Genomic DNA, 22,150 nt, shown 5'->3' on the forward strand with positions numbered 1-22,150 from the left:
GGTGGGTGGCGGGGGGGGGCCCGCCCCCCCCCCCGCCCCCCCCCCCCCCCCCCCGCCACACGCTGATGCTCAGTGGTCGTTGATGAAGCCCGCGACCGTGCCGCCGTTGTCACCGCGGCCCTCGAAGTTGAGGGTGTACTGGCCGCCCTCCGCCAGGTCGTACCTGCCGCCTTCGGCAGCCGAGTGGGACGTGCAGGTCCCCTTGCCACCACGGGCGTACATCTTGTAGCCCTCGACGTCGGGGTTCAGACGGTCCACCGTCGTCCAGGCCGAGTGACTGTTCGCGGCCGTGTCGCACACGGAGACTATGTCTCCGCGCTCCTTCACGTAGACCTTGACACCGGTCCCCGACCACTCGTGGTCCCACGAGCCACCGCCGGGCGGCGCGGGAGCGGCCGTGGCAGTTGGCGCGTTCACGGTGCCCAGCGCGGCCAGGGCGGCCGCGCCGACCAGGGCGGCGACGGTGCGACGGGCACGGCGTGAGCGGCGCCCGTCGGTGGAGAATGCGCTGATCTGAGGCATGTTCCCTCTCAGGTAAAGCAGCTGGATGGTGTGATCACCCTACGAACCACCCGGCATCACGTCAGGTGAGAACAGGCCACTGTGACCAAGTCGGGACGCGCAGGACCGCGTTCTCCCGGGAGACGCCCCGGCCCTCAACCGGACATGCGGGACAGTCCCCTGGCTCCCGGCCCGCTACCGACAGGACTTATGGAAAGCCGCTTAGTCCGCACCCGGCAGGCAAGCCCGATGACCCGCCGAGTGGTCCCCGTGAGCCCCGCTTCGTGGCCGCCCGGTCGTCTTCCTTCTCGCGGTGGAGGGTTGGGTGTCAAGGGTGGCCCGAAGGGTCATCGGCGCAGCCGACGCGCAGCGCAGCGGAGCGCCCTTTACGCCCGGCCCGGAACCGCCAACCTCGGGACAACCGGGCGGCCCCGGTACGAACACCACCACCGGCCCAGCAATGTCAGTCGACGCCCTCTACGAAGTGGTCGAACTCGCCTGCCTGTACGCCCAGTACGAACGCGTCCCACTTCTTCTGGGTGGTGGTGACCACGTTCTCGGGGTCGCTGGTTTCCCGTAGGTAGACGGCGTCGTCGTCCTTGCCGTAGGCGATCTCGATCCAGGGACCTGGGCCTTCTTCCCCTTCGGGGGCGGCGCGGATCCAGTCGAGGTCTGCGGGGATGCTGTTGCCTTCAGGCATGGGGAGGGCGGTCCTTTCCTCAAATGCCGGACGAGTTGCGAGAGTTGAGGGTGCGTATCAGGGCTGCGAAGGCTGCCGGTCGGGCGGTGAGTATCGCCTCCGTGGGGTCGGCGCTTTCGGTCAGATGGACGTCGGTTCCGGTGGGACCGGCGGCGACGTGTACGCAGGACTCGCCCTCGCCGCAGTACGACGACTTCTGCCAGCTCATGGTGGACACATCTGCCTCTCAGAGGGTTTGGATGATGCTGTGGATGAGGGCGCGGGACTCGACCTCGATCAGGCTGAGGGCCGTCAGTCGGTCCAGTACCGTCCGGTACTTGTCGAGTTGCGCATCGGCGTCCAATAGGGCGATTCCGTGGGACTGATCCAGCTGAACGGTGTCGAGCTGCGGTACTGGTCCATGGACGTAGTAGATGGGCTGCCCCGCACCTGGATACCCGCCTGCGTCGAACGGGATGACCAGGATGGAGACGTTCGGGTGCTCGCCGAGTTTGAGCAGGTGCTTGAGCTGCTGCCTGGCAATCTCACGGCCACCGAACCTCATGTGCAGTGCGGCTTCGTGAATGACCGCTCGATACGGGACTGTGTCCCGCCGGAAGAGGACCGCCTGCCGCTTGATGCGGAACGAGGTGCGGTGCTCCACCTCCGGTGGCGTCAGTTCGGGGACAACCTGGCGGAAGACCTCGCGTGCGTGCTCCGTCGTCTGGAGGAGGCCGGGCATGCCCGACGTATGCGCAGTGCGCAACTCGTAGCCGTGATGCTCCAGTTCGGCCAGGTCCAGCAACCTCGCCGGCAGGATGTCCCGGTACTCCTCCCACCAGCCACGCTTGCGTTCGCCGGTCATCCCCGCGATGGCGTCCACCAGAGCTTTGTCCGGGCACTCGTACTGGCAGGCGAGAGCCCGCACGCGCTCCGCGCTCACGCCGAGGCGTCCGGTCTCCATGTTGCTGACCTGGGCCTGCTTCATGCCGAGGAGCCGAGCAGCTTCCGTTGACGTCAGGCCCGCCCGCTCACGCAGTCTGCGCAGCTCGGCGCCGAGGCGGAGTTGGCGTGCCGTCGGGTTGGTCCTCACGGGCATGCCCGTCGCTCCTCTGTGCTGGCCGGTCACCCACACGGGTGGCTGGCTTTGGAATTGCCCCAACTCTGCTGAAGAATATATCCAGTCCCGCTACTTTGAGGTTCAGGCGCCAACGCCCGGAAGCACCCCGCTCGACGGAGCGGCATCGTCACTGGGTACCCCCATGAACTACCGCCCCTGAACGGAGAGTTCCATGCTGCCGACAACCGTATCCCCGCCCTGGAGCTACACCCTCACTCTCCCGCACGACCCCCGCGCCCCCGGCATCGCCCGCACCACCCTCCGTGCCGTCCTCGCCACGTACGGCCTCGCCGAACTCGCCCCCACCGCCGAACTCCTCGCCGCGGAGATGCTCAGCAACGCCCACTGCCACACCCAAGGCCCCTACGCCCTCCGTCTCCGCGAGGCCACCCCGCAGGGGATCCGCGTCGCCGTGTGGGATTCCAACCCGCAGATCCCGCCCGGATTCGGGACCACCGGAGGGCCGCCCGCCCCGGAGGACGCCGAGAGCGGGCGGGGGCTGCAACTCGTGCGGGCCTGCGCCGACGCGTGGGGCGCGTATCGCCTCGGTGACGCGCCCGCGAACCACGGCAAGCTCCTCTGGGCCGAGTGCGCGCAGAAGTGACGGCGGCACAGGACAAGATCACCCTGCGGCACAGGCGCCCCCTCTACACTGAGGCGCGGTGGACTCCCGCGCGGTGAGGGGTGGTTGACGGTGCGTAAGGCGTGGCTGGTCGCAGCCGTCGGTATCGGTGGGGCGATGAGTTTCATCGCCCTGTTGGTCGTGGGGACGTATATGGCCGCCGGGAGCATCGCCAATGGTGCCGGGCAGGGGAATGTCGGGCTCGCGAAAGGTGCCGTGCCCGCCACCTATCAGCCTCTCGTCCAGAAGTGGGGCAATCTGTGCAAGGCCATTAATCCGGCTCTCCTCGCCGCGCAGCTCTATCAGGAGAGCGGGTTCAATCCGAACGCCAAGAGTCCGGCCAAGGCTCAGGGGATAGCGCAATTCATTCCGGGGACCTGGGCCACGCACGGGGTCGATGGGGATGGGGACGGCGACAGGGATGTGTGGGATCCGCAGGATGCCATTCCGTCCGCCGCCTCGTACGACTGCAAACTCGCCGGATATGTGAAGGACGCGCCCGGCAGCCCGACCAAGAACATGCTCGCCGCGTACAACGCGGGCGCCTACGCCGTCATCAAGTACGGCGGCGTGCCCCCCTACCGCGAGACCCAGAATTACGTGAAGACCATCACGACTCTGCAGAAGAGCTTCGCCCGGCCCACCAGCCGCGTGCAGCCCTCGCAGCAGGCCGCCGGGGCCATCTACTACGCACAGAAGAAGCTCGGCACCGAGTATCTGTGGGGCGGTAATGGGACGGCTGATCAGAACGGCCGATTCGACTGTTCCGGGCTTACGCTGGCCGCCTATCGCAGCGTGGACATCACACTGCCCCGTGTGGCGAACGATCAGTACAACGCCGGGCCGCACCCGAAACGGGACGAACTGCTCCCGGGTGACCTGGTGTTCTTCTCGGACGACCTCACCAATTCCCGTGCCATCCGTCACGTGGGAATCTACGTCGGCGGCGGCTACATGATCGACGCACCGCGGCCCGGTGCCGTCATCCGCTTCGACCCGATCGATACACCGGATTATTTTGGCGCGACTCGCGTCACCGAGGACGGGGCGAAGGCCCTGCCCGACAAGGCATCGGCAGCCTGAGGGAAGCTGAACGGGGGGCGTACGCAGGGCGTACGCGTGGTGTGATGTGGCTTGAACTCTCCGTCAGCGCACTCCTCTGAGCTGCGGCGATGAGTCTCTCTTCGGTAACGTCTGAGTGATCATTCGGTGGAGAGCGGAACGTAGTGAAGGGGGCCGCACGTTCCCTTGACTGAAACGCGAGACCACCCAGCAGGCAGCACTGACCACGCAGCGAGCGGCACTGATCACGGGGGTTGATGGAGGGGCGTGCAAGTTGTGCGCCCCACGGCGAGTAGACCGAGAAGACAAGGGGCCGCGGCACCATGGCTGGACTCGACACAACAGGGTCGAACCCCGACGTCAGCCTGCTCTACGACATCAACGGCCTGGCCAAGGATTCGCCCGGCTGGCTGGCGAAGTCGATGGAATTCGTGGGTGAGTACGGGCTGTTGCTCGCCCTTGTTCTTCTTGTCGTCTGGTGCTGGTGGGGGCAGCGGAAGCGGGATGTGCTCGAGGAAGCGGCCGCTTCCGTGGCCGCCGTTGTCTGGGTGCCGCTCGCCGCCGGGATCGCGGTCCTTGTGAATGTCCCGATCCGTGGATTTGTGGAACGCCGTCGGCCTTTCATGGACCATGACGGCCTTGAGGTCCTTGTCGACGGAAAGACCGACTTCTCCTTCGTGAGCGATCACGCGACGCTGGCGATGGCTCTGGGGGCCGCGCTATTCGTCGCCAACCGGAAGTTCGGTCTGGCCGGCATTGCGATCGCACTGCTCGAAGGCTTCTGCCGGGTCTTCATGGGCGTCCACTATCCGACGGACGTCGTGGGCGGGTTCGCGCTCGGCACGGCGGTGGCACTGCTGCTCTCGCCGCTGGCGATGGCCCTGCTCACGCCGTTGGCTACGACTGTCGGGCGCTCCGGGCGGGTCGGGCGGCTTGTGTGGGCGCGTCCTGCGGAGGTGCCGGAGGTGGCTCGGCCGACGTCGGCGTCGGAGCCGCAGTCGACGCCGGACGACCGCGACCTGGCGGCGTAGCCTCCCGCCGGTCGCGCCGGAGCAGCCACCAGCCGACTCCGCCCGCGGCGACGGTGACGCCCGCGGAGACGGCGGCGAGAGGTCCCGCGGCGGGGTGGTCGTGAGTGGCCGCGTGGGCGGCGGGCGGCGCGGAGAGGGCCAGCAGGGCCGCGGTTGTCGCCGCGGCGGCACCTATTCGTCGAGTACGCATACCCCCAGGGCAACGGGCCCCCGCGCACTAGTCCACCCGAGGGCGGGTCGCGGGGGCCGTTCGAGTCGCGGGACCGGCTGTTCGGGGTACGACGACTGGCGGGGCGGCCCTCCGTGCGCTAGATCGCCTGGGGGAAGTCGAAGAAGCGCTTCGGGTCGTACTGCTGCTTCAGCTTCTTCAGGCGGGGGGCCGCGTCGCCGTAATACGCCTTGCGCCAGTTCGTCAGGGTGGGGTCCGCGTAGTTCTGGTAGGCCGCTCCGGAGGCATGGCGCGCCATGGCCCCATGGGCGGTTTTCAGCCAGGCCTGGGCCGGCTTGCCGGACGTGCCAGGGCGCCACGAAGCGATGTACTGCGCGAGCATCCGCGAGCGGCGGTGCACAAAGGCCGTGGCAGTCGGGTCCACCCGGTTGATCGCGCCGCCCAGAGCCGTCAGCGCGATGCTGCCCGCGCTCGCCCCCGTCACGTTCTCCACCTGGGTCAGGAGAGCCCGCACACCCGCGGCCGAGAGCGAGCGGTCGAAGAAGTCGGAGCTTGCCGCGTACGTCTCGCGGTTCAGGGCTCCCTGCGGGCTACGGCCCGGAGTCGCCCCCGGCAGATGGCACTGGGCGTCCGACGTGAAGGAGGAGCAGCCCGCGTAGACCTCCATCGACTCCTTGTACGAGCGGCGCTTCAGCGAGACGCTGCGCGCCGGGGCGCCGACCTTGTCGGCCAGGCGGTCCACCGCGTTCTGCAGATCCCCGTACGTACCGAGTGAGAAGCACGCGACCGAGACCGTGGGTGTGCCGCCCGGTGTGTTCGCCAGATGGGCGGAGGACCAGATCTCGTCCGGCTGGTCGGGGCCCCACTGCTGCCACGCCTTGATGACCGCCGCCGCCTTGGACCACGGCCAGGTCATGTAGGCCGAGACCCCTTGCGGGGCGGCGTGGGTGCGGAAGGTCAGTTCCGTCACCACCCCGAAGTTCCCGTTGCCCGCGCCCCGCAGCCCCCAGAAGAGCTCCTTGTTCTCGCGCGCGCTCGCCGTCACCAGCTTGCCGTCCGCCGTGATCAGCGTCGCCGACGTGAGGCTGTCGCAGGTCAGGCCGTACGCGCGGGAGACCACCCCGTGGCCGCCGCCGAGCGTCAGGCCCGAGATGCCCACCGTCGGGCAGGAGCCCGCGGGAATCGTCACGCCCTTCGCGGCGAGCCCGCGGTAGACGTCGATCAGCTTCGCGCCCGCGCCGACCGTCGCCGTCGTCCCGCTCGCCCGTGTCTTGTTCAGCTTCGATACGTCGACGATCAGGCGGCCCGTGCCGGACGACCAACCCCCGTAGGAATGGCCGCCGTTGCGTATGGAGACCGGGACGTCGTGGGCGCGGGCGTAGGCCAGCGTCGTGCGGATGTCGTCGGGGCCCGCCACGTACGCGACCGCCGTGGGCTTCAGCGTGTCGTAGCGGGTGTTGTAAAGCTGCCTGGCCGCCGCCCACTTGGCCTCGCCGGGCTTGACCAGCGTGCCGTCCAGGTCCTTGGCGAGGGCGGTGAGGTTCGCCGCGGCGGACGCGGCGGCGCTCGACGTACGGATGGGAGTGCCTGAGCCCGCGGCGCTGCGGGAGGCGGCACCCCCGCCGCCGCTCCCGCCGCCGGAACCGGAGCAGCCGGCGGCCGTCAGAGCGGTGCCGGCGGCGGCCGCCGCGGATGTGCTGATGAACGTACGTCGTTCCATGACGCCCCTCCCGTTGCTTCCCGGAGTACGAGACGGCGTACGGGACCTCGGGGTTCCGGAAGAGGGGAGACGGAAGGGGAGACGGAAGGAGCGGGAGGGCTTACGCCTCCGACACGTGGGACGCCGCGTCCGTCCGCGCCTTGCTGCGCGCTCTGCGGGCGGGTCCGCGCCAGCCACAGCTGCACCTGGCCGCGCAGAAGCGGCCCTGTTCGACCGTTGTCGTGCGGTGCGGTTCCTGTCCTTGTTCCTCGGCCACCGCTCCACGGTACCGATGCCGGGCCGGTGCCCCTACGCGTGACGGGGCAACGTACCGGTCGTTACACGGACGACAGGGGGACTCGGCTCCGCACGGGAAGGCTTGGGGGTAGGCAGGCGATGGGTCAGCTGCACAGGCGCACAGGCGGGGCGGTGGTCATGGCCGCCGCGGTGGGTCTCATGGCAGTCGCCACGGCCTGTTCGGGCAGTGGGGCCGCCGCCGATGACAGCCCGGGCGCCGCGGACTCCGTCGACGCGGTGCGCGGCTCCGCGGACTCCCTGGTGCGGGCCGGGAGCGCCAAGGCCCGTACGTCCATGGAGATGGCGAGCGGCGGGACCCGCGTGACCATCCGCGGGCACGGCGCGTACGACTTCAAGCGGCAGCTGGGGCGGTTCGTGGTGGTGCTGCCGAAGGATCCCGCGGGGACGGAGGAGCACCGGCCCATCACCGAGCTGATGGCCGGCGGCGCGCTCTACATGAAGAACCGGGGGGCCGGGGTGCCCTCCGACAAGTGGGTGCGGATCGACACGGCGTCGCTGTCGGACGGCAACCTCGTCACCGGGGGCGCGACCGATCCGCTCGCCGCGGCGGAGCTGCTGCGGGGTGTGAGCAAGGCGACGTACGTGGGGGAGACGCGGGTGGCCGGGGTGAAGGTGCGGCACTTCCGCGGGAGGGCCGACCTGCCGCGCGCCGCGAAGTCCGCTTCGCAGGGGCAGCGCAAGGCCCTGGGGGCGGCGGCGAAAGGGTTCAGCAAGGGCGGGGTGCCGTTCGACGCGTACCTCGACGAGCAGGGCAGGCTGCGGAAGCTGCGCCAGCAGTTCAGCGTCTCGAACGCGGAGGTGGCGTCGACCACGCTGCTCTTCGACTTCGGGGTGAAGGTGGATGTGCGGCTTCCGGCGAGCGAGGACATCTTCGCGGGGAAGATCGCCGAGCGGTAGGTCTAGTCGCGTCCGGCCGTGTGGAAATGGTCCGTCCGTGCCATGCGCGGTGTGTAGGCCGCTCCCTACTCTAGGAAGTCGGTACGGGCGCAGGAAGCAAGGTCAGGAAGAGGTGATGAACGTGGCTCTGGTGCGCGGTACGACAGTTCAGGACCACGTCGCCCTCGCCGAGATCGAGCTGTGCGGCGAACTCATCATCGCGGCGAGTGCCACCGGCGAGGAGCGGCTGAGCCCCGACCGGATCGACGAGGTCCTGAAGGTTTCCACGGTCGTGGAGCAGCGATCCGACGACTGGGACTAGCGACGACTGGGACTAGCCCGGGGCCGGGGCCGGGGCCGGGCGTGGCCGGGGCCCCGCCACGTCAGGTCCGCATCATGCGGGCGATCGCCTTCGTGGCTTCCTCGACCTTCGCGTCGATCTCGGCACCGCCCTTGACCGCCGCGTCGGCCACGCAGTGCCGCAGGTGCTCCTCGAGGAGCTGCAGGGCGAAGGACTGCAGGGCCTTCGTGCTCGCCGAGACCTGGGTGAGTATGTCGATGCAGTAGGTGTCTTCCTCGACCATCCGCTGCAGACCCCGGATCTGGCCCTCGATGCGCCGCAGGCGCTTGAGGTGCTCGTCCTTCTGCTTGTGGTAGCCGTGCACACCCTGGTCGTGGCCGCCGGGCTCGGAGGGCGCTTCGGTGGTCATGGCCGCGTCGGCCGCCTCGGTGGTCGTCATCGCGTCCTCCTGCTGGACAGTCCCTGGACAGTCACTGGCTTCTCTATACCCCGGGTGGGTATAGGATACTCGATTCCCCGGGGGGTGTGCTGATCACTGTGCCTGATGGGCGACACTGGGTCCTGGCCGGTTAGCCGTGGCCGGATGATGCGCCTAGCATCAGCCTGACCGAATCCAAAGCACCCCGAGGACCCCACGTGCGCTTTCGTCTGACCCCCAGGGAGACGAGCTTCTACGACATGTTCGCCGCATCCGCGGACAACATTGTCACGGGCTCGAAGCTCCTGATGGAACTGCTCGGGGCCGATGCCTCCGCCCGAGCCGAGATCGCAGAGCGTATGCGGGCCGCGGAGCACGCTGGAGATGACGCGACCCATGCGATCTTCCACCAGCTGAACTCCTCCTTCATCACGCCGTTCGACCGCGAGGACATCTACAACCTGGCCTCGTCCCTCGACGACATCATGGACTTCATGGAGGAGGCCGTCGACCTGGTCGTCCTTTATCAGGTCGAGGAACTCCCCAAGGGAGTCGAGCAGCAGATCGAGGTCCTGTCGCGAGCCGCCGAGCTCACGGCCGAGGCCATGCCGAATCTGCGGACGATGGACAACCTCACCGAGTTCTGGATCGAGGTGAACCGTCTGGAGAATCAGGCCGACCAGATTCACCGGAAGCTCCTCGCCCAGCTCTTCAACGGCAAGTACGACGCCATCGAGGTGCTGAAGCTCAAGCAGATCGTGGATGTGCTGGAAGAGGCCGCCGACGCCTTCGAGCACGTGGCGAACACTGTGGAGACCATCGCGGTCAAGGAGTCCTGACCCCTCCATGGACACCTTTGCTTTGGTCGTGACCATTGGCGTCGCGCTCGGATTCACGTACACAAATGGCTTTCACGACTCGGCGAACGCCATTGCCACATCCGTTTCCACGCGTGCGCTGACGCCGCGCGCCGCGCTCGCGATGGCCGCGGTGATGAACCTCGCCGGTGCCTTCATGGGCAGCGGGGTCGCCAAGACCGTGAGCGAGGGGATCATCGAGACCCCGCACGGCGACAAGGGGATGTGGATCCTCTTCGCCGCCCTCGTCGGGGCGATCGTCTGGAACCTGATCACCTGGTACTTCGGTCTTCCGTCGTCCTCGTCGCACGCGCTCTTCGGTGGCATGGTCGGTGCCGCGATCGCCGGTGGTATCGGTGTGATCTGGTCCGGGGTCCTCGACAAGATCGTGATCCCGATGTTCCTTTCGCCGCTGGTCGGCCTCGTCGCCGGCTATCTGGTGATGTGCGCGATCATGTGGATGTTCCGGAAGTCGAACCCGCACAAGGCAAAGCGCGGATTCCGTATCGCGCAGACCGTCTCGGCGGCCGGAATGGCCCTCGGTCACGGTCTGCAGGACGCGCAGAAGACGATGGGCATCGTGGTGATGGCCCTTGTCATCTCCGATGTGCAGGATGCCGACGCGCCCATTCCGATCTGGGTCAAGATCGCCTGTGCTTTGATGCTCTCCGCCGGTACGTATGCAGGTGGCTGGCGCATCATGCGGACCCTCGGCCGCAAGATCATCGAGCTTGACCCGCCGCAGGGATTCGCCGCCGAGACCACCGGCGCGGGCATCATGTTCACCACCGCCTTCATGTTCCACGCGCCGATCTCCACGACCCATGTCATCACCTCCGCAATCATGGGTGTCGGTGCCACGAAGCGGGTGAACGCCGTGCGTTGGGGCGTCGCGAAGAACATCATCCTCGGGTGGTTCATCACGATGCCCGCCGCTGCCATGGTGGCCGCGCTGAGTTTCTGGATCGTGAATCTCGCCTTCCTCTAGCGGGCCGGAGAGCGAATCAAGGACAACGGAAAGGCCCGCCCCCCGGGAGCCAGGGGGCGGGCCTTTCTTGTTGCCCCTGCGGTGGCACCGCCATGCAGCACCGCAAGGAGTCGGAAGGGTTTAACAGCCTTTATCCGAAGCGGCCCGAGATGTAGTCCTCGGTCGCCTGCACGGACGGGTTGGAGAAGATCCGCTCCGTCTCGTCTATCTCGATGAGCTTGCCGGGCTGGCCGACCGCCGAGAGGTTGAAGAAGGCCGTACGGTCCGAGACGCGCGCCGCCTGCTGCATGTTGTGCGTCACGATGACGATCGTGAAGCGCTCCTTCAGCTCGCCGATCAGGTCCTCGATGGCGAGGGTCGAGATCGGGTCGAGGGCGGAGCAGGGCTCGTCCATGAGGAGGACCTGGGGCTCCACCGCGATGGCCCGCGCGATGCACAGACGCTGCTGCTGACCGCCGGAGAGGCCGGAGCCCGGCTTGTTCAGGCGGTCCTTGACCTCGTTCCAGAGGTTGGCGCCCTTGAGGGACTTCTCGACGATGGCGCTCAGCTCGCTCTTCTTGTACGAGCCGTTGAGCCGCAGGCCCGCAGCCACGTTGTCGAAGATCGACATCGTGGGGAACGGGTTCGGGCGCTGGAACACCATGCCGACCGTGCGGCGCACCGCGACCGGGTCGACGCCGGAGCCGTACAGGTCCTCGTCGTCGAGGAGCACCTTGCCCTCGACGCGGCCGCCGGGGGTGACCTCGTGCATGCGGTTCAGGGTGCGCAGGAAGGTGGACTTGCCGCAGCCGGAGGGGCCGATGAAGGCGGTCACGGAGCGGGGCTCCACGGTCATCGAGATGTCCTCGATGGCCTTGTGGGCGCTGTAGTAAGCGGTCAGGCCCGATACGTCGATTCGCTTGGCCATGGGGATCACTGCTTCTTTCGAGGGGGTACGAGAGGGTCGCTGAGTGGCCGCGTCAGCGGCCCGTCTTGGGGGCCTTCCAGCGGGCTACGCCGCGGGCCGCCAGGTTGAGGATCATGATGAAGCCGATGAGGGCGAGCGCCGCGGCCCAGGCACGGTCGTAACCGGCCTGATTGCCCGCCGCGTACTGCTGGTAGACGTACAGCGGCAGCGAGGCCTGCGAGCCTTCGAACGGGTTCGTGTTGATCATGGGGTTGACCCAGACCAGGAGCAGGACCGGCGCGGTCTCGCCCGCGATACGGGCCACGGCGAGCATGACGCCCGTCGTGATGCCGCCGATCGCGGTGGGCAGGACCACCTTGAGGATGGTCCGCCACTTCGGGATGCCGAGGGCGAGTGACGCCTCCCGCAGCTCGTTCGGGACGAGCTTGAGCATCTCCTCCGTGGAGCGCACGATCACCGGCATCATCAGGATGGCGAGCGCCATGGCGCCGGCCCAGCCGGAGAAGTCGAAGCCCAGGATCAGGATCCAGAAGCTCAGGACGAACAGGCCCGCGACGATCGACGGGATGCCGGTCATGACGTCCACGAAGAACGTGACGACCTTGGCGAGCTTCCCGCGCCCGTACTCGACGAGGTAGATCGCGGTGAGCAGGCCGATCGGCACGGCGATCAGCGAGGCCAGGAGCACCTGCTCCAGGGTGCCGATGATCGCGTGGTAGATGCCGCCGCCGGGCTCGTCGTCCGCGACGACGCCCATGGAGTGGGTCAGGAAGTAGCCGTTGAAGACCTTCGTGCCGCGCTCGACGGTCTCGTAGATCAGCGAGGCGAGCGGGACGACGGCCAGCAGGAAGGTGACCCACACCAGCGAGGTGGCGAGGCGGTCCTTGGCCTGGCGGCCGCCCTCGACGGCGACCGCGACGACGTACGAGGCGACGATGAAGAGGATGGCCGCGATCAGGCCCCACTGGATACGGCTGTCGAGGCTCGCCCCCACGCCGATGCCGATACCGGCGGCGGCGGAGCCGAGCGCGACGACCAGCGAGGTCCAGCGCGGCAGGCGGGCGCCCTGCAGGGTGCTCGTGGGCTTGACGATGGTGGCGCTCATGCGTTGGCCCCCGAGTACTCCTTGCGGCGCGCGATGATCAGGCGGGCCGCGCCGTTGACCAGCAGGGTGATGACGAAGAGGACCAGACCGGAGGCGATGAGCGCGTCACGGCCGTACTCGCTGGCTTCGTTGAACTTGCTGGCGATGTTCTGCGCGAAGGTGCCGCCGCCGGGGTCGAGCACGGACGCGCTGATGAGGAAGGTCGGGGAGAGCACGGTGGCGACGGCGATCGTCTCGCCGAGCGCACGGCCCAGGCCCAGCATCGAGGCGGAGATCACGCCCGAGCGTGCGAAGGGGAGCACCGACATGCGGATGGTCTCCCAGCGCGTGGCGCCGAGCGCGAGCGCGGCCTCCTCGTGCATCTTCGGGACCTGCAGGAAGACCTCGCGGCTTACGTTCGTGATGATCGGCAGGATCATGATGGCGAGCAGGATTCCGACGGTCATCAGGGAGCGCGGGGCGCCGCCCTGGTACTCGAAGATCCCGGTCCAGCCGAAGTAGTCGTCGAGCCAGCTGTAGAGGCCGGTCAGATTGGGTGCGACCACGAGGGCGCCCCACAGGCCGTAGACGATCGAGGGCACTGCGGCGAGCAGGTCGATCACGAAGGCGATGGGGGTGGCCAGCTTGCGCGGCGCGTAGTGCGAGATGAACAGCGCGATGCCGATGGCCACGGGGACGGCGATCACCAGGGCGATCACCGAGCTCACCACCGTGCCGAAGACCAGGACCGCGATGCCGAAGAACGGCTTGCCGCCGGTGGTCGCACCGGCCGGGTCCCACTCGAAGGTGGTGAGGAAGTTGCCCGTGTTGTCGGACAGCGCGAGGGCCGCACGGTAGGTCAGGAAGGCCGCGATGGCGGCCATGATCACGAGCAGCGTGATGCCGGAGCCACGGGAGAGACCGAGGAAGATCCGGTCACCGGGGCGGGTCGCGCCGCGGGCTGCGCGCTTGGGCGTGACGGCCGACGGCTTCACGTGGTCGAGGGGTGGAGGTGTCGTCGTACTGCTTGGTATATCCATGGGATTCTCCGGTCTGCGGAGCCGACCAACGCTTCGTCAGCGGGAGTCGCTCCTGGCGGCGGTGCACCGGACGGTGCGGCCGGCCCTGAATCGCGGGGCCGGCCGCACTCGGTTCAGCTAGCTCAGGCCCGCGACGGTCGTGCGGACCTTGGAGATGATCTCGGCCGGGATCGGCGCGTAGTCGTTCTCCTTGAGGACGTTCTGGCCGTCCTCGCTGGCGATGTAGGTCAGGAAGGACTTGGTCGCGGCCAGGGTCTCGGCCTTGTTGCCCTTCTCGCAGAGGACCTCGTACGTCACCAGGGTGATCGGGTAGGCGCCCTCGGCGGTGGGCTTGTAGTTGAGCTCAAGGGCGAGGTCGTTGCCCTTGCCGACGACCTTGGCCTCGGAGATGGCCTTGGAGGCGTTGTCGACGGTGGCCTTCACCGGCTCCTTGGCGTCCGTCTTCAGGTCGACCGTGCTGATGCCGTCGGAGGCGTACGAGAGCTCGAAGTAGGAGATGGCGCCGGCGGTCTGCTTGACCTGGCCCGCGACACCGGAGGAGCCGTTGGCGGACTGGCCGCCCTTGGCCTCCCAGGACTTGCCGGGCTCGTACTTCCAGGCGTCGGGAGCGGCGCCCTTGAGGTACTTGGTGAAGTTGTCCGTGGTGCCGGACTCGTCCGAGCGGTGGAAGGCCTGGATCTTGGTCTTCGGCAGCTTCGCGTCGGGGTTCAGCTTCGCGATGGCCTTGTCGTCCCAGGTCTTGATCTTGTCGTCGAAGATCTTGGCGAGGGTCTCGGCGTCCAGGACGAGGTTGTCGACACCGGGCACGTTGTAACCGACGGCGATCGGGCCGCCGACCATCGGCAGGTCGATGGCCTGGCTGTTCTTGCAGACCTTCTTCGACGCCGTGATCTCCTCGGGCTTCAGCGCCGAGTCGGAGCCCGCGAAGGCGGTCTGGCCCTGCATGAACGCGGTGATGCCGGCGCCGGAACCCGTCGGGTTGTAGTTCAGCTGAACGTCCTTGCAGGTGGTCGAGTAGACCTTGCGCCAGGCGTCGATCGCGTTCTTCTGCGCGGACGAACCGGAGGCCGCGAGCTGGCCCTTGGCGTCATCGCACTTGATGTTGGCGTTGGCGTTGGTCTCCTTGCCGCTGCCACCGCTGCCGCCACTGGTGTCGTCCGAGCCGCACGCCGTGAGGGCCAGGGCGCCGGAGACGGCGATGGCGCCGAGCGAGAGGGCGCGGAGCCGGTTCTTGCGCTGAAGCTTCACTTTCGGAGTTCCTTCCGGGAGCCGCCGTCCTTGGGGTGGCGGCGTGCGAGGTCGTGCGTCTTTGCTTCTTGCGGTCTTACGTCGTGTTGTAAGGCCGAAATTAGGCAGGACAGGTGAAGCGGCCGATGGGCACGAGTGAACGGGGGGTGAACCTCGGCGGTCGGCCTGGTTAGGGCTCGCATCACGGAACGTATCCGAAAGGTCACGCAGGGTTGAGGACGCTGAGCAGGGCGTCGACAAGGCGCTGGTCACGGGGTTGCGTGAGGCGGTTGCGGGCGGCGGGTGGGGCCAGCCAGCGGATGCGGTCGACCTCGCTGCTGGGCGTGAAGTGGCCCTCTGCCGCCTCGGCCGCCCAGTAGCTGACCTCTTTGGGGCGGCCCTGGGCGAGATAGCGGACCGTGGGCAGGCGCGCGCCGGGTACGCAGCGGTGGCCCGTCTCCTCCTCGACCTCGCGCAGGGCGCCGGCCAGGGGGTCCTCGGCGCGCTTCAGCTTGCCCTTGGGGTGGGACCAGTCGTCGTACTTCGGCCTGTGGACCAGGCAGATCTCCAGCTCGCCGTCGTGCGGGGAGTGCCGCCACAGGACGCAGCCGGCGGCAAGTACGACTCCTGCGGCGCCCGTCACGGTGTGTGCACCGCCTCCCGCAGCCATGCCTGATGGAAGTCGAACCTGGCCGCCTCGACCTCGTGGCGCTGGTCGGCGTGCAGGACGCCGAGGGCGTACGCGGTGGCCGGGGCGATGCGGGGGGTTCGGGCGGCCGACGCGGCTGCCGATGCGGCGTCGGCGGCTTCCCTGTGGCGGTCGAGGGCGTGGCCCGCGTCCGTGAGGCGGAAGTCGTCGCCGCCGGCCCGGAGGACCTCCTGGGCGTACCTGTGCAGGCGCAGGAGGGCGCGGGCCTTGAGCCAGGGGGCGTCCTGGGCCTCGTTCGCGGCCTCTGCGGCGAGGCCGTGGACCAGGGCTTCGGCGTTGTACGGGTGGCCCGCCTGGCCCAGGGGGAGGGCGGCGACGGCTTCCGCGAGGTTCGACTCCGCTTTGGCCGCCAGGGGTTCCAGGGCTTCCCTGCTGGCGCTGAGCGGGACCTCGCTCGCCAGTACCGCCACGTTGTCCGCCACGGCGTGGAAGCGGGAGGAGCCGAAGGCTTGGAGGGCGGTGGAGTGGGCCCGCGTCCTTGCGAGGGTGAGCTGCCGCTCCAGGAGTGCGGCGGCCTTGGCTGCGCCTACCGTCAGGCCCCTTGGCGCACCGCCTTGTTCATCGGCACCCTGCGGTGAGGGCTGTGCCCACCCGTTCCGCCGTGCGGAACGCCTGCCCACAGAAGTAACGTCGGCTTCCGCGGGAGAAGGCACCCCCGGCGCCCCCGACAACCGATGCAGCGCGTCCAGCAGCCGCTCCAACCGCGTCGCGTACGCATGTTCGCGGGCCAACGTGCCGGAGAGCCAGGCAAGTTCGGGGCGCAGGTCGGTCGCCCACTCCTGGTCAAGGAGCGGGCGGAACGTGTGCAGCGTGCCGCCGATGCGGCGGGCCGCGCGGCGCAGGGCCCTGGCCGCCTCCAGGGACTCCTCGGCGCCCTGCGCGTCCGTCGTCGACTCGCGGTGCAGCCGCAGCGAACGCAGGAACTCCGTGGCCTGGGCCCGGAGATGGGCCGCCAGGACCTCGCCCGCCGTCGACTCGTCAAGGTGTTGCTGTGCCACGCCGGCGCCTCCGGGCGTCTATGAGCATCTCCTGTACGTTGCGCAGGGGCTGGCCCTCCGGATCCAGCGCGTGCCGGGTCCAGTTGCCGTCCGCGCCCAGGTGCCAGGAAGCGGTGGTGTCCGACATGCCGGTCTCCAGGAGCCGGTTGAGCGCCGCCCGGTGTGCCGGGTCGGTGACCCTGACCAGCGCCTCGATACGGCGGTCGAGGTTGCGGTGCATCATGTCGGCGCTGCCGATCCACACCTCGGGCTCCCCGCCGTTGCCGAAGGCGAAGACCCGGGAGTGCTCCAGGAAGCGGCCGAGCACGGAACGCACCCGGATCGTCTCCGAGAGCCCCGCGACCCCGGGCCGCACCGCGCAGATCCCGCGCACCCACACGTCCACCGGCACACCCGCCTGCGACGCGCGGTAGAGGGAGTCCACCACCGCCTCGTCGACCATCGAGTTGACCTTGATGCGTACGTAGGCGGGGCGGCCAGCGCGGTGGTGCTGTATCTCCTTGTTGATGCGGGAGATCAGGCCGTCGCGCAGGGACTTGGGGGCGACGAGCAGCCTGCGGTAGGTCTCACGGCGCGAGTAGCCGGAGAGCCGGTTGAAGAGGTCGGAGAGGTCCGCGCCCACCTCCTGCTTGGCGGTGAGCAGGCCCAGGTCCTCGTACAGTCGGGCCGTCTTGGGGTGGTAGTTGCCCGTGCCGACGTGCGAGTAGCGGACCAGCGACTCGCCCTCCTGGCGGACGACGAGCGACAGCTTGCAGTGCGTCTTGAGGCCGACCAGGCCGTAGACGACGTGGCAGCCCGCCTCTTCCAGCTTCCGCGCCCACTTGATGTTCGCCTGCTCGTCGAAGCGCGCCTTGATCTCGACCAGGACGAGCACCTGCTTGCCCGACTCGGCGGCGTCGATCAGCGCGTCGACTATGGGGGAGTCGCCGGAGGTCCGGTACAGCGTCTGCTTGATCGCGAGGACGTCCGGGTCGGCGGCGGCCTGCTCCAGGAAGGCCTGCACCGACGTGGAGAAGGAGTCGTACGGGTGGTGAAGGAGTACGTCGCGTTCGCGAAGGGCCGCGAAGATGTCGGGCGCGGACGCCGACTCCACCTCGGCCAGGTCGCGGTGCGTGCCCGCGATGAACTTCGGGTACTTCAGCTCGGGCCGGTCAAGGGCCGCGATGCCGAAGAGCCCGGTCAGGTCGAGCGGTCCCGGCAGCGGATAGACCTCGGCCTCGCTGATCTTCAGCTCGCGTACGAGGAGGTCAAGGACGTTCCTGTCGATGGACTCCTCGACCTCCAGGCGCACCGGCGGCCCGAAGCGGCGCCGCATGAGCTCCTTCTCCAGGGCCTGGAGGAGGTTCTCGGCGTCGTCCTCCTCGACCTCGAGGTCCTCGTTCCGGGTGAGCCGGAACATGTGGTGCTCCTGGATCTCCATGCCCGGGAACAGCTCCGCGAGGTGCGCGGGAGCGGCGATGACGTCCTCGATGGGGACGTACCGCTGCGGCGAGGCCTCAAGGAAGCGGGAGAGCAGCGGCGGCACCTTCACACGCGCGAAGTGCGTATGGCCGGAGACCGGGTTGCGCACGACCACGGCGAGATTGAGCGAGAGCCCCGAGATGTACGGGAAGGGGTGTGCCGGGTCGACCGCGAGGGGGGTCAGGACGGGGAAGATCTGCTGCCGGAAGAGCGTGAAGAGGCGGGACTGCTCCTTCTCGGTCAGCTCGTTCCAGCGGACCAGGTGGATGCCCTCGTCGGCCAGGCCGGGGGCGACGTCCTCCTGGTAGCAGGCGGCGTGCCGGGCCATGAGCTCGCGGGAGCGGTTCCAGATCAGTTCCAGGACCTCGCGGGGCTGCAGACCTGAGGCCGAACGGGTGGCGACGCCGGTCGCGATGCGGCGCTTGAGTCCTGCCACCCGGACCATGAAGAACTCGTCCAGGTTCGAGGCGAAGATCGCAAGGAAATTGGCCCGCTCGAGCAGCGGGGTGTTCGGGTCCTCGGCGAGCTCCAGAACACGTTCGTTGAAGGCGAGCCAGCTGCGCTCCCGGTCCAGGAAACGGCCCTGCGGCAGCTCGGCGCCGTCGTGTCCTACCTGGCCGTCCTCGTCGTACGCGTCGAGATCCGCGTCGATGTCGGGGTCCAGGTCCGACACGGCGGCCGCGAGTGTGTGCGGCCTGTGCGCGGCGATGGAGCCGACGGACGGCTGGGCGTGCTGGACCTGTCCTTGCGTGCTGGGCTGGCTCATGGCCCCATTCTTCCGCGTGGGGACCCCGATGGGCGCGTCGGAGAGTGCCGGGGTGAGGCGGAGCTTCCCGTTCATGGGGGGAGGGTCGGGCACGGCGGGCTGCATTGAGTGAGGGTCGCAAGCCAGTCTGAATCACTGGTTACGGCGACATGACGTGCGGGACATGTACCGGAGACCCCCGGACATCTACACATCCGGGGGTCTGTCCTTCATGAGTCCCGGTTTCAGGGCGTACGGCGCCTGAGCACGCGGAACGCGGCGTAGCCGGCCGCCGCCGCGAGGGCGAGGACGATCCCGGTCTCGATCAACTGGACGTACCAGAAGTGGGAATGGGGATGGAATTCCGCGTACCAGCCGGTGATGCGGGTGTCGGACGGGCAGGGGAAGTCGGCCATCTGGCCGGGGGAGCACTGGCCGGCGATGAAGCGTTCACCGGCCGCGTTGTGGACGCCGCTGTCCATGATGAGGGAGTTCTGCGGGAGGCCGTGCATCGTGTATTGCAGGGGCGTGCCCGAGGCGCGCCCCGAGACCGTGTCCACCGGGAACAGGTGCCAGCGCACGCTGCCGATGGCCAGGAGGACGCCCCCGGTGACGAGGCCCGTGAGGGACATGGCGAGCAGCGTGCGGCGCACGAGCAGTCCGGCGAGCGCGCCGACGGCCACGGCGAGCAGGCAGTACGCGAGGAGCGTGGGCCCTGTCGCCTCGTACACGCCCCGGTCGGACCAGGAGAGGTTCCAGCGGCCCGGAATGCCGGAGGCGCCGAGCTGGAAGACCCCCATGAGGGCGAGCGTCCCGGCGACGCCCAGTGCCGCGGCCACCGTGAGTTTCGAGGCGAGCCAGCGCGCCGGGGTGACCGACTGGGTCCAGGCCAGCCGGTGCAGTCCGGCCTCCAGCTCGCGGCCGGTCATCGGGCCCGCGACGAAGACACCGATGAGCGCGGGAAGGAGCAGGAGGGCCTGGGAGGCATTCCTCATGTACTCGTTCAGGAGGGACTGGGCGCTGGCGAAGCCGAGGAACGAGTTCTCGCAGGGACCGATCCCGCAGCCGTCGAGCGTCGCCGGGTAGGTCGCGGCCGCCCATCGGAAGTAGCCGGTCAGCGCGGCCGCGAGGACGACGAGGCCGCCCGCCGTCCACAGGGCGGTGCGGTGCAGCCGGACGTCCGCCCAGCGCGGACCGCGCAGGAGTGGAGAGCTCATGCCGCCACCTCGCGCTCGGCGGGGGCCGTGGTGTCCGGCAGCAGCAGCGGCTCGGCTTCGGGGGAGCGGAGATGGGCGAGCAACAGTTCCTCCAGGGACGGCTCTTCGGCGTCCCAGCCGTCGCCGACCGGCCCTTCGGGCCGGATCAGCGCGGTCAGGCCGCGCCCGGCGGCGCGGGATTCGACGACGGTGTGCGGGGCGAGCTCCTCGACGGGGCGGCGGCCGGTGACCAGGGCGTGTGCGCTGACGAGGTCGTCGATACCGCCGCCGAGCCGCACCTGTCCGCCGGAGACGAGCAGCAAGTGGTCGCAGGCGTCGGCGAGTTCACCGACGATGTGCGAGGACATCACGACGGTGGTGCCGTGCTCGGCGGCCTCCGCCATCAGCGTCCCCATCAGCTGGTGGCGGGCGAGCGGGTCGAGGTCGGCCATCGGCTCGTCCAGGAGCAGCAGTTCGGCCCGCTTGCCGAGCGCGAGGGCGAGCGCGACGCGGGTGCGCTGGCCGCCGGAGAGCGTGCGCACGCGCAGCTTCGGGTCCAAGTCCCCTTCGTGTACGACACGTTCGGCGATGGCGGCGTCCCAGCGCCCGGGGTTCAGCTCGGCGCCGAGCCGCAGGGTGTCGGCGATGCTGAGCTGCGGATAGAGCGGCTTGTGCTGGGCGACGTACGCGACGCGCTCGCGGGCGGCGGCCGGGTCGGTGCCGAGGACGGTGATGCTGCCCCCGGTCGGACGGAAGAGCCCGGCGGCGAGGGCGAGCAGCGTCGACTTGCCCGCGCCGTTGGGCCCGACGACCGCGCAGACGCGTCCGGCGGGCAGCCGGAAGGAGCAGTCGCCGAGGGCGGCCCTGCCCCGCCTCCCATAACTCTTGGCCAGCGCGGCCGCCTCGATGGCGGTGTCGGTCATGCGGAGTCCCCCTCGGATACATGCTCTGACTGCGTGAAGTGCTCTTCGAGTACGGCGGTGAACAGCGCGGCGACGTCGTCCCTCTCCATGCCGGCGGCGCGGGCACTGGCGGCCCATGCGTCGAGCTCGCCGCGCAGCGGGGAGTCGGCGGGCGCGGAGCCGAGCGACTTCCGTACGAAGGTGCCGAGTCCGCGGCGGGCCTCGACCAGGCCCTCGCGCTCCAGTTCGCGGTAGGCCTTCAGGACCGTGTTCGGATTGATGGCCGTGGCCTCGACGACCTCACGGGCCGTGGGCAGCTTGTCCCCCGGCTCCAACAGGCCAAGGCGCAGGGCCTGTCGGGTCTGCTGGACGATCTGGAGATAGGTGGCGACGCCGCTTCGCCGGTCGATACGGAACTCGACCATGCCTTGCACCACCCTTTCACTAGTTGAGTAGTGAAAGGGTGGTGCAAGGGGGTGCGTTCCGTCAATAGGCGCTCGATCTTGTAACGTCTGCCGCTCCGAATGACGTGAACATGTATGGGAAGTCGGGGGACTTACCTTGTCGATGCCTCCGCCGCCGCAAGGTGGCTACCAGCAACAGCCGTACCAGGGCCAGCCGCCGTACCAGGGGCAGCAGCCCCCGTACGGCCAGCAGCCCCAACAGCCCTACGGGCAGCAGCAGTTCCAGCCCCAGCCGCCCCAGCCGCAGCGTCCGCGCGGCGGCGGTGGCGGCGGTTCGTTCAACCGGCAGTCACCCCTGATGAAGGTGGTGACGCTGCTCATCGCGGGCGTCATCGCGGGTGTCTGGTGGTACACGAGCCGGGGCAACACCACGAGCCCCGCGAGCAATAAGCCCGGCAGCTCCGCCAGCGAGCCCGCGGTCGCGGACGACGCCACCGAGGTCGGCGACTGCATGCAGAACAAGGGGTCGAACAGCAGCCCCGACATGGAGACCGTCGACTGCTCGAGCGCCGAGGCCGAGTACAAGGTCACGAGCATGAACGAGTCCGAGTGCGCTCCGGGCGAGTCCGAGTACCAGCAGACCCGGCGCGGCCGGGTGCAGTACTCCCTGTGCATGGAGCCGATCACGCCGAAGTAGCGGGATGTCCAGGACGCGCGAAGGGGGGGGGGGGGGGGCCCCCCCCCCCCCCCCCCCCCCCCGCGCAGACGACCCCCAGCGACCCCGCCGCGCCGAGCACCAAAGCGCGGAGGGGGGTATACAAAGGCGGCAGAGGAGT

Annotated in this window: 24 protein-coding genes; 8 read left to right on the top strand and 16 right to left on the bottom strand. The window is 68.9% G+C overall.

The features are described from left to right. Window positions 1-69: 69 nt before the first annotated feature. The 4 genes from ACFWY6_RS27585 to ACFWY6_RS27600 form a co-directional block, all read right to left on the bottom strand. Window positions 70-522 (bottom strand): hypothetical protein, encoded by a 453-nt coding sequence (locus ACFWY6_RS27585; protein ID WP_384695597.1) that lies wholly within the window; start codon window positions 520-522, stop codon window positions 70-72. Window positions 523-964: 442 nt separating this feature from the next. Further along, window positions 965-1,201, bottom strand: a complete 237-nt coding sequence (locus ACFWY6_RS27590; protein WP_384695600.1) for a DUF397 domain-containing protein — start codon at window positions 1,199-1,201, stop codon at window positions 965-967. A 19-nt stretch (window positions 1,202-1,220) separates the two neighbouring features. Further along, the gene (locus ACFWY6_RS27595; RefSeq protein ID WP_384695603.1) at window positions 1,221-1,409 is read right to left on the bottom strand and encodes a DUF397 domain-containing protein; all 189 of its coding nucleotides are present in this window, start codon (window positions 1,407-1,409) and stop codon (window positions 1,221-1,223) included. Between the two features lie 18 nt (window positions 1,410-1,427). Then, entirely contained in the window at window positions 1,428-2,279 is an 852-nt protein-coding gene (locus tag ACFWY6_RS27600; protein WP_384695605.1) for a helix-turn-helix domain-containing protein, read from the bottom strand. Window positions 2,280-2,472: 193 nt separating this feature from the next. Here ACFWY6_RS27600 and ACFWY6_RS27605 point away from each other — a divergent pair, with 193 nt between their 5' ends. From ACFWY6_RS27605 to ACFWY6_RS27615, 3 genes are all read left to right on the top strand, one after another. Further along, complete coding sequence (locus ACFWY6_RS27605; protein WP_384695608.1) at window positions 2,473-2,904, top strand: ATP-binding protein; 432 nt, start codon at window positions 2,473-2,475, stop codon at window positions 2,902-2,904. Window positions 2,905-2,994: 90 nt separating this feature from the next. After that, window positions 2,995-4,005 carry a bifunctional lytic transglycosylase/C40 family peptidase gene (locus tag ACFWY6_RS27610; RefSeq protein WP_266869713.1) on the top strand — a complete coding sequence of 337 codons (1,011 nt, stop codon included), beginning with the start codon at window positions 2,995-2,997 and terminating at the stop codon, window positions 4,003-4,005. A gap of 302 nt (window positions 4,006-4,307) precedes the next feature. Next, a complete protein-coding gene (locus ACFWY6_RS27615; RefSeq protein ID WP_384695611.1) occupies window positions 4,308-5,015 on the top strand; it encodes a phosphatase PAP2 family protein in 708 nt (235 codons plus the stop codon). A 308-nt stretch (window positions 5,016-5,323) separates the two neighbouring features. On the opposite strand, the gene ACFWY6_RS27620 is transcribed toward ACFWY6_RS27615, so the two are convergent. Next, window positions 5,324-6,904, bottom strand: a complete 1,581-nt coding sequence (locus ACFWY6_RS27620; protein ID WP_384695614.1) for an FAD-binding oxidoreductase — start codon at window positions 6,902-6,904, stop codon at window positions 5,324-5,326. Window positions 6,905-7,279: 375 nt separating this feature from the next. Here ACFWY6_RS27620 and ACFWY6_RS27625 point away from each other — a divergent pair, with 375 nt between their 5' ends. Together ACFWY6_RS27625 and ACFWY6_RS27630 are read left to right on the top strand one after the other, a co-directional pair. Then, window positions 7,280-8,098 (top strand): hypothetical protein, encoded by an 819-nt coding sequence (locus ACFWY6_RS27625; RefSeq protein WP_384695617.1) that lies wholly within the window; start codon window positions 7,280-7,282, stop codon window positions 8,096-8,098. Window positions 8,099-8,213: 115 nt separating this feature from the next. Then, window positions 8,214-8,399 carry a hypothetical protein gene (locus tag ACFWY6_RS27630; protein ID WP_384695620.1) on the top strand — a complete coding sequence of 62 codons (186 nt, stop codon included), beginning with the start codon at window positions 8,214-8,216 and terminating at the stop codon, window positions 8,397-8,399. Window positions 8,400-8,460: 61 nt separating this feature from the next. Here the strand turns inward: ACFWY6_RS27630 and ACFWY6_RS27635 are convergent, their stop codons facing one another. After that, window positions 8,461-8,817, bottom strand: a complete 357-nt coding sequence (locus ACFWY6_RS27635; RefSeq protein ID WP_323178607.1) for a metal-sensitive transcriptional regulator — start codon at window positions 8,815-8,817, stop codon at window positions 8,461-8,463. 197 nt (window positions 8,818-9,014) lie between these two features. Between ACFWY6_RS27635 and ACFWY6_RS27640 the strand changes: the two genes are divergently transcribed. Together ACFWY6_RS27640 and ACFWY6_RS27645 are read left to right on the top strand one after the other, a co-directional pair. Continuing rightward, window positions 9,015-9,635, top strand: a complete 621-nt coding sequence (locus tag ACFWY6_RS27640; RefSeq protein WP_135330927.1) for a DUF47 domain-containing protein — start codon at window positions 9,015-9,017, stop codon at window positions 9,633-9,635. Between the two features lie 7 nt (window positions 9,636-9,642). Further along, window positions 9,643-10,641, top strand: coding sequence for an anion permease (locus ACFWY6_RS27645; RefSeq protein ID WP_384695624.1), 999 nt, complete (start codon window positions 9,643-9,645; stop codon window positions 10,639-10,641). A 130-nt stretch (window positions 10,642-10,771) separates the two neighbouring features. Here ACFWY6_RS27645 and pstB read toward each other — a convergent pair whose 3' ends face one another. From pstB to ACFWY6_RS27695, 10 genes are all read right to left on the bottom strand, one after another. Continuing rightward, window positions 10,772-11,548 carry a phosphate ABC transporter ATP-binding protein PstB gene (gene pstB, locus ACFWY6_RS27650; protein ID WP_360776345.1) on the bottom strand — a complete coding sequence of 259 codons (777 nt, stop codon included), beginning with the start codon at window positions 11,546-11,548 and terminating at the stop codon, window positions 10,772-10,774. A 52-nt stretch (window positions 11,549-11,600) separates the two neighbouring features. Further along, window positions 11,601-12,653, bottom strand: a complete 1,053-nt coding sequence (gene pstA / locus ACFWY6_RS27655) for a phosphate ABC transporter permease PstA (protein ID WP_384695627.1) — start codon at window positions 12,651-12,653, stop codon at window positions 11,601-11,603. Beyond that, window positions 12,650-13,672, bottom strand: coding sequence for a phosphate ABC transporter permease subunit PstC (gene pstC / locus ACFWY6_RS27660; protein WP_384695630.1), 1,023 nt, complete (start codon window positions 13,670-13,672; stop codon window positions 12,650-12,652). Before pstC ends, pstA begins: the two co-directional genes overlap by 4 nt. 117 nt (window positions 13,673-13,789) lie before the next feature. Next, window positions 13,790-14,920 carry a phosphate ABC transporter substrate-binding protein PstS gene (gene pstS, locus ACFWY6_RS27665; RefSeq protein ID WP_384695632.1) on the bottom strand — a complete coding sequence of 377 codons (1,131 nt, stop codon included), beginning with the start codon at window positions 14,918-14,920 and terminating at the stop codon, window positions 13,790-13,792. 202 nt (window positions 14,921-15,122) lie between these two features. Next, complete coding sequence (locus ACFWY6_RS27670; protein ID WP_384695634.1) at window positions 15,123-15,569, bottom strand: NUDIX hydrolase; 447 nt, start codon at window positions 15,567-15,569, stop codon at window positions 15,123-15,125. After that, entirely contained in the window at window positions 15,539-16,606 is a 1,068-nt protein-coding gene (locus tag ACFWY6_RS27675; protein ID WP_384695637.1) for a CHAD domain-containing protein, read from the bottom strand. The genes ACFWY6_RS27670 and ACFWY6_RS27675 overlap by 31 nt, the downstream gene beginning before the upstream one ends. Further along, window positions 16,587-18,938 carry an RNA degradosome polyphosphate kinase gene (locus ACFWY6_RS27680; protein WP_384695639.1) on the bottom strand — a complete coding sequence of 784 codons (2,352 nt, stop codon included), beginning with the start codon at window positions 18,936-18,938 and terminating at the stop codon, window positions 16,587-16,589. The genes ACFWY6_RS27675 and ACFWY6_RS27680 overlap by 20 nt, the downstream gene beginning before the upstream one ends. Window positions 18,939-19,057: 119 nt before the next feature. Continuing rightward, on the bottom strand, window positions 19,058-20,029 hold the full coding sequence (locus ACFWY6_RS27685; RefSeq protein WP_384695642.1) for an ABC transporter permease: 972 nt from the start codon (window positions 20,027-20,029) through the stop codon (window positions 19,058-19,060). Beyond that, window positions 20,026-20,931, bottom strand: a complete 906-nt coding sequence (locus tag ACFWY6_RS27690) for an ABC transporter ATP-binding protein (RefSeq protein WP_384695645.1) — start codon at window positions 20,929-20,931, stop codon at window positions 20,026-20,028. The genes ACFWY6_RS27685 and ACFWY6_RS27690 overlap by 4 nt, the downstream gene beginning before the upstream one ends. Continuing rightward, on the bottom strand, window positions 20,928-21,335 hold the full coding sequence (locus tag ACFWY6_RS27695; RefSeq protein ID WP_384695648.1) for a GntR family transcriptional regulator: 408 nt from the start codon (window positions 21,333-21,335) through the stop codon (window positions 20,928-20,930). The genes ACFWY6_RS27690 and ACFWY6_RS27695 overlap by 4 nt, the downstream gene beginning before the upstream one ends. Window positions 21,336-21,471: 136 nt before the next feature. Between ACFWY6_RS27695 and ACFWY6_RS27700 the strand changes: the two genes are divergently transcribed. After that, window positions 21,472-22,011, top strand: a complete 540-nt coding sequence (locus tag ACFWY6_RS27700) for a hypothetical protein (RefSeq protein ID WP_384695651.1) — start codon at window positions 21,472-21,474, stop codon at window positions 22,009-22,011. Window positions 22,012-22,150: the final 139 nt, after the last annotated feature.

Origin of the sequence: Streptomyces sp. NPDC059037 (assembly GCF_042740015.1) — a bacterium.
In the GTDB taxonomy this organism is placed as follows: domain Bacteria; phylum Actinomycetota; class Actinomycetes; order Streptomycetales; family Streptomycetaceae; genus Streptomyces.

Excerpts from the sequence above, each read along its gene's own strand:
- ACFWY6_RS27635 (WP_323178607.1), bottom strand. The coding sequence starts at position 8,817 with ATGACGACCACCGAGGCGGCCGACGCGGCCATGACCACCGAAGCGCCC.
- ACFWY6_RS27590 (WP_384695600.1), bottom strand. The coding sequence starts at position 1,201 with ATGCCTGAAGGCAACAGCATCCCCGCAGACCTCGACTGGATCCGCGCC.
- ACFWY6_RS27695 (WP_384695648.1), bottom strand. The coding sequence starts at position 21,335 with ATGGTCGAGTTCCGTATCGACCGGCGAAGCGGCGTCGCCACCTATCTC.
- ACFWY6_RS27620 (WP_384695614.1), bottom strand. The coding sequence starts at position 6,904 with ATGGAACGACGTACGTTCATCAGCACATCCGCGGCGGCCGCCGCCGGC.
- ACFWY6_RS27595 (WP_384695603.1), bottom strand. The coding sequence starts at position 1,409 with ATGAGCTGGCAGAAGTCGTCGTACTGCGGCGAGGGCGAGTCCTGCGTA.
- ACFWY6_RS27630 (WP_384695620.1), top strand. The coding sequence starts at position 8,214 with ATGAACGTGGCTCTGGTGCGCGGTACGACAGTTCAGGACCACGTCGCC.
- pstB (WP_360776345.1), bottom strand. The coding sequence starts at position 11,548 with ATGGCCAAGCGAATCGACGTATCGGGCCTGACCGCTTACTACAGCGCC.
- pstA (WP_384695627.1), bottom strand. The coding sequence starts at position 12,653 with ATGAGCGCCACCATCGTCAAGCCCACGAGCACCCTGCAGGGCGCCCGC.
- ACFWY6_RS27645 (WP_384695624.1), top strand. The coding sequence starts at position 9,643 with ATGGACACCTTTGCTTTGGTCGTGACCATTGGCGTCGCGCTCGGATTC.
- pstC (WP_384695630.1), bottom strand. The coding sequence starts at position 13,672 with ATGGATATACCAAGCAGTACGACGACACCTCCACCCCTCGACCACGTG.
- ACFWY6_RS27670 (WP_384695634.1), bottom strand. The coding sequence starts at position 15,569 with ATGGCTGCGGGAGGCGGTGCACACACCGTGACGGGCGCCGCAGGAGTC.
- ACFWY6_RS27625 (WP_384695617.1), top strand. The coding sequence starts at position 7,280 with ATGGGTCAGCTGCACAGGCGCACAGGCGGGGCGGTGGTCATGGCCGCC.
- ACFWY6_RS27685 (WP_384695642.1), bottom strand. The coding sequence starts at position 20,029 with ATGAGCTCTCCACTCCTGCGCGGTCCGCGCTGGGCGGACGTCCGGCTG.
- ACFWY6_RS27585 (WP_384695597.1), bottom strand. The coding sequence starts at position 522 with ATGCCTCAGATCAGCGCATTCTCCACCGACGGGCGCCGCTCACGCCGT.
- ACFWY6_RS27615 (WP_384695611.1), top strand. The coding sequence starts at position 4,308 with ATGGCTGGACTCGACACAACAGGGTCGAACCCCGACGTCAGCCTGCTC.
- ACFWY6_RS27690 (WP_384695645.1), bottom strand. The coding sequence starts at position 20,931 with ATGACCGACACCGCCATCGAGGCGGCCGCGCTGGCCAAGAGTTATGGG.
- ACFWY6_RS27605 (WP_384695608.1), top strand. The coding sequence starts at position 2,473 with ATGCTGCCGACAACCGTATCCCCGCCCTGGAGCTACACCCTCACTCTC.
- ACFWY6_RS27680 (WP_384695639.1), bottom strand. The coding sequence starts at position 18,938 with ATGCAGCCCGCCGTGCCCGACCCTCCCCCCATGAACGGGAAGCTCCGC.
- ACFWY6_RS27600 (WP_384695605.1), bottom strand. The coding sequence starts at position 2,279 with ATGCCCGTGAGGACCAACCCGACGGCACGCCAACTCCGCCTCGGCGCC.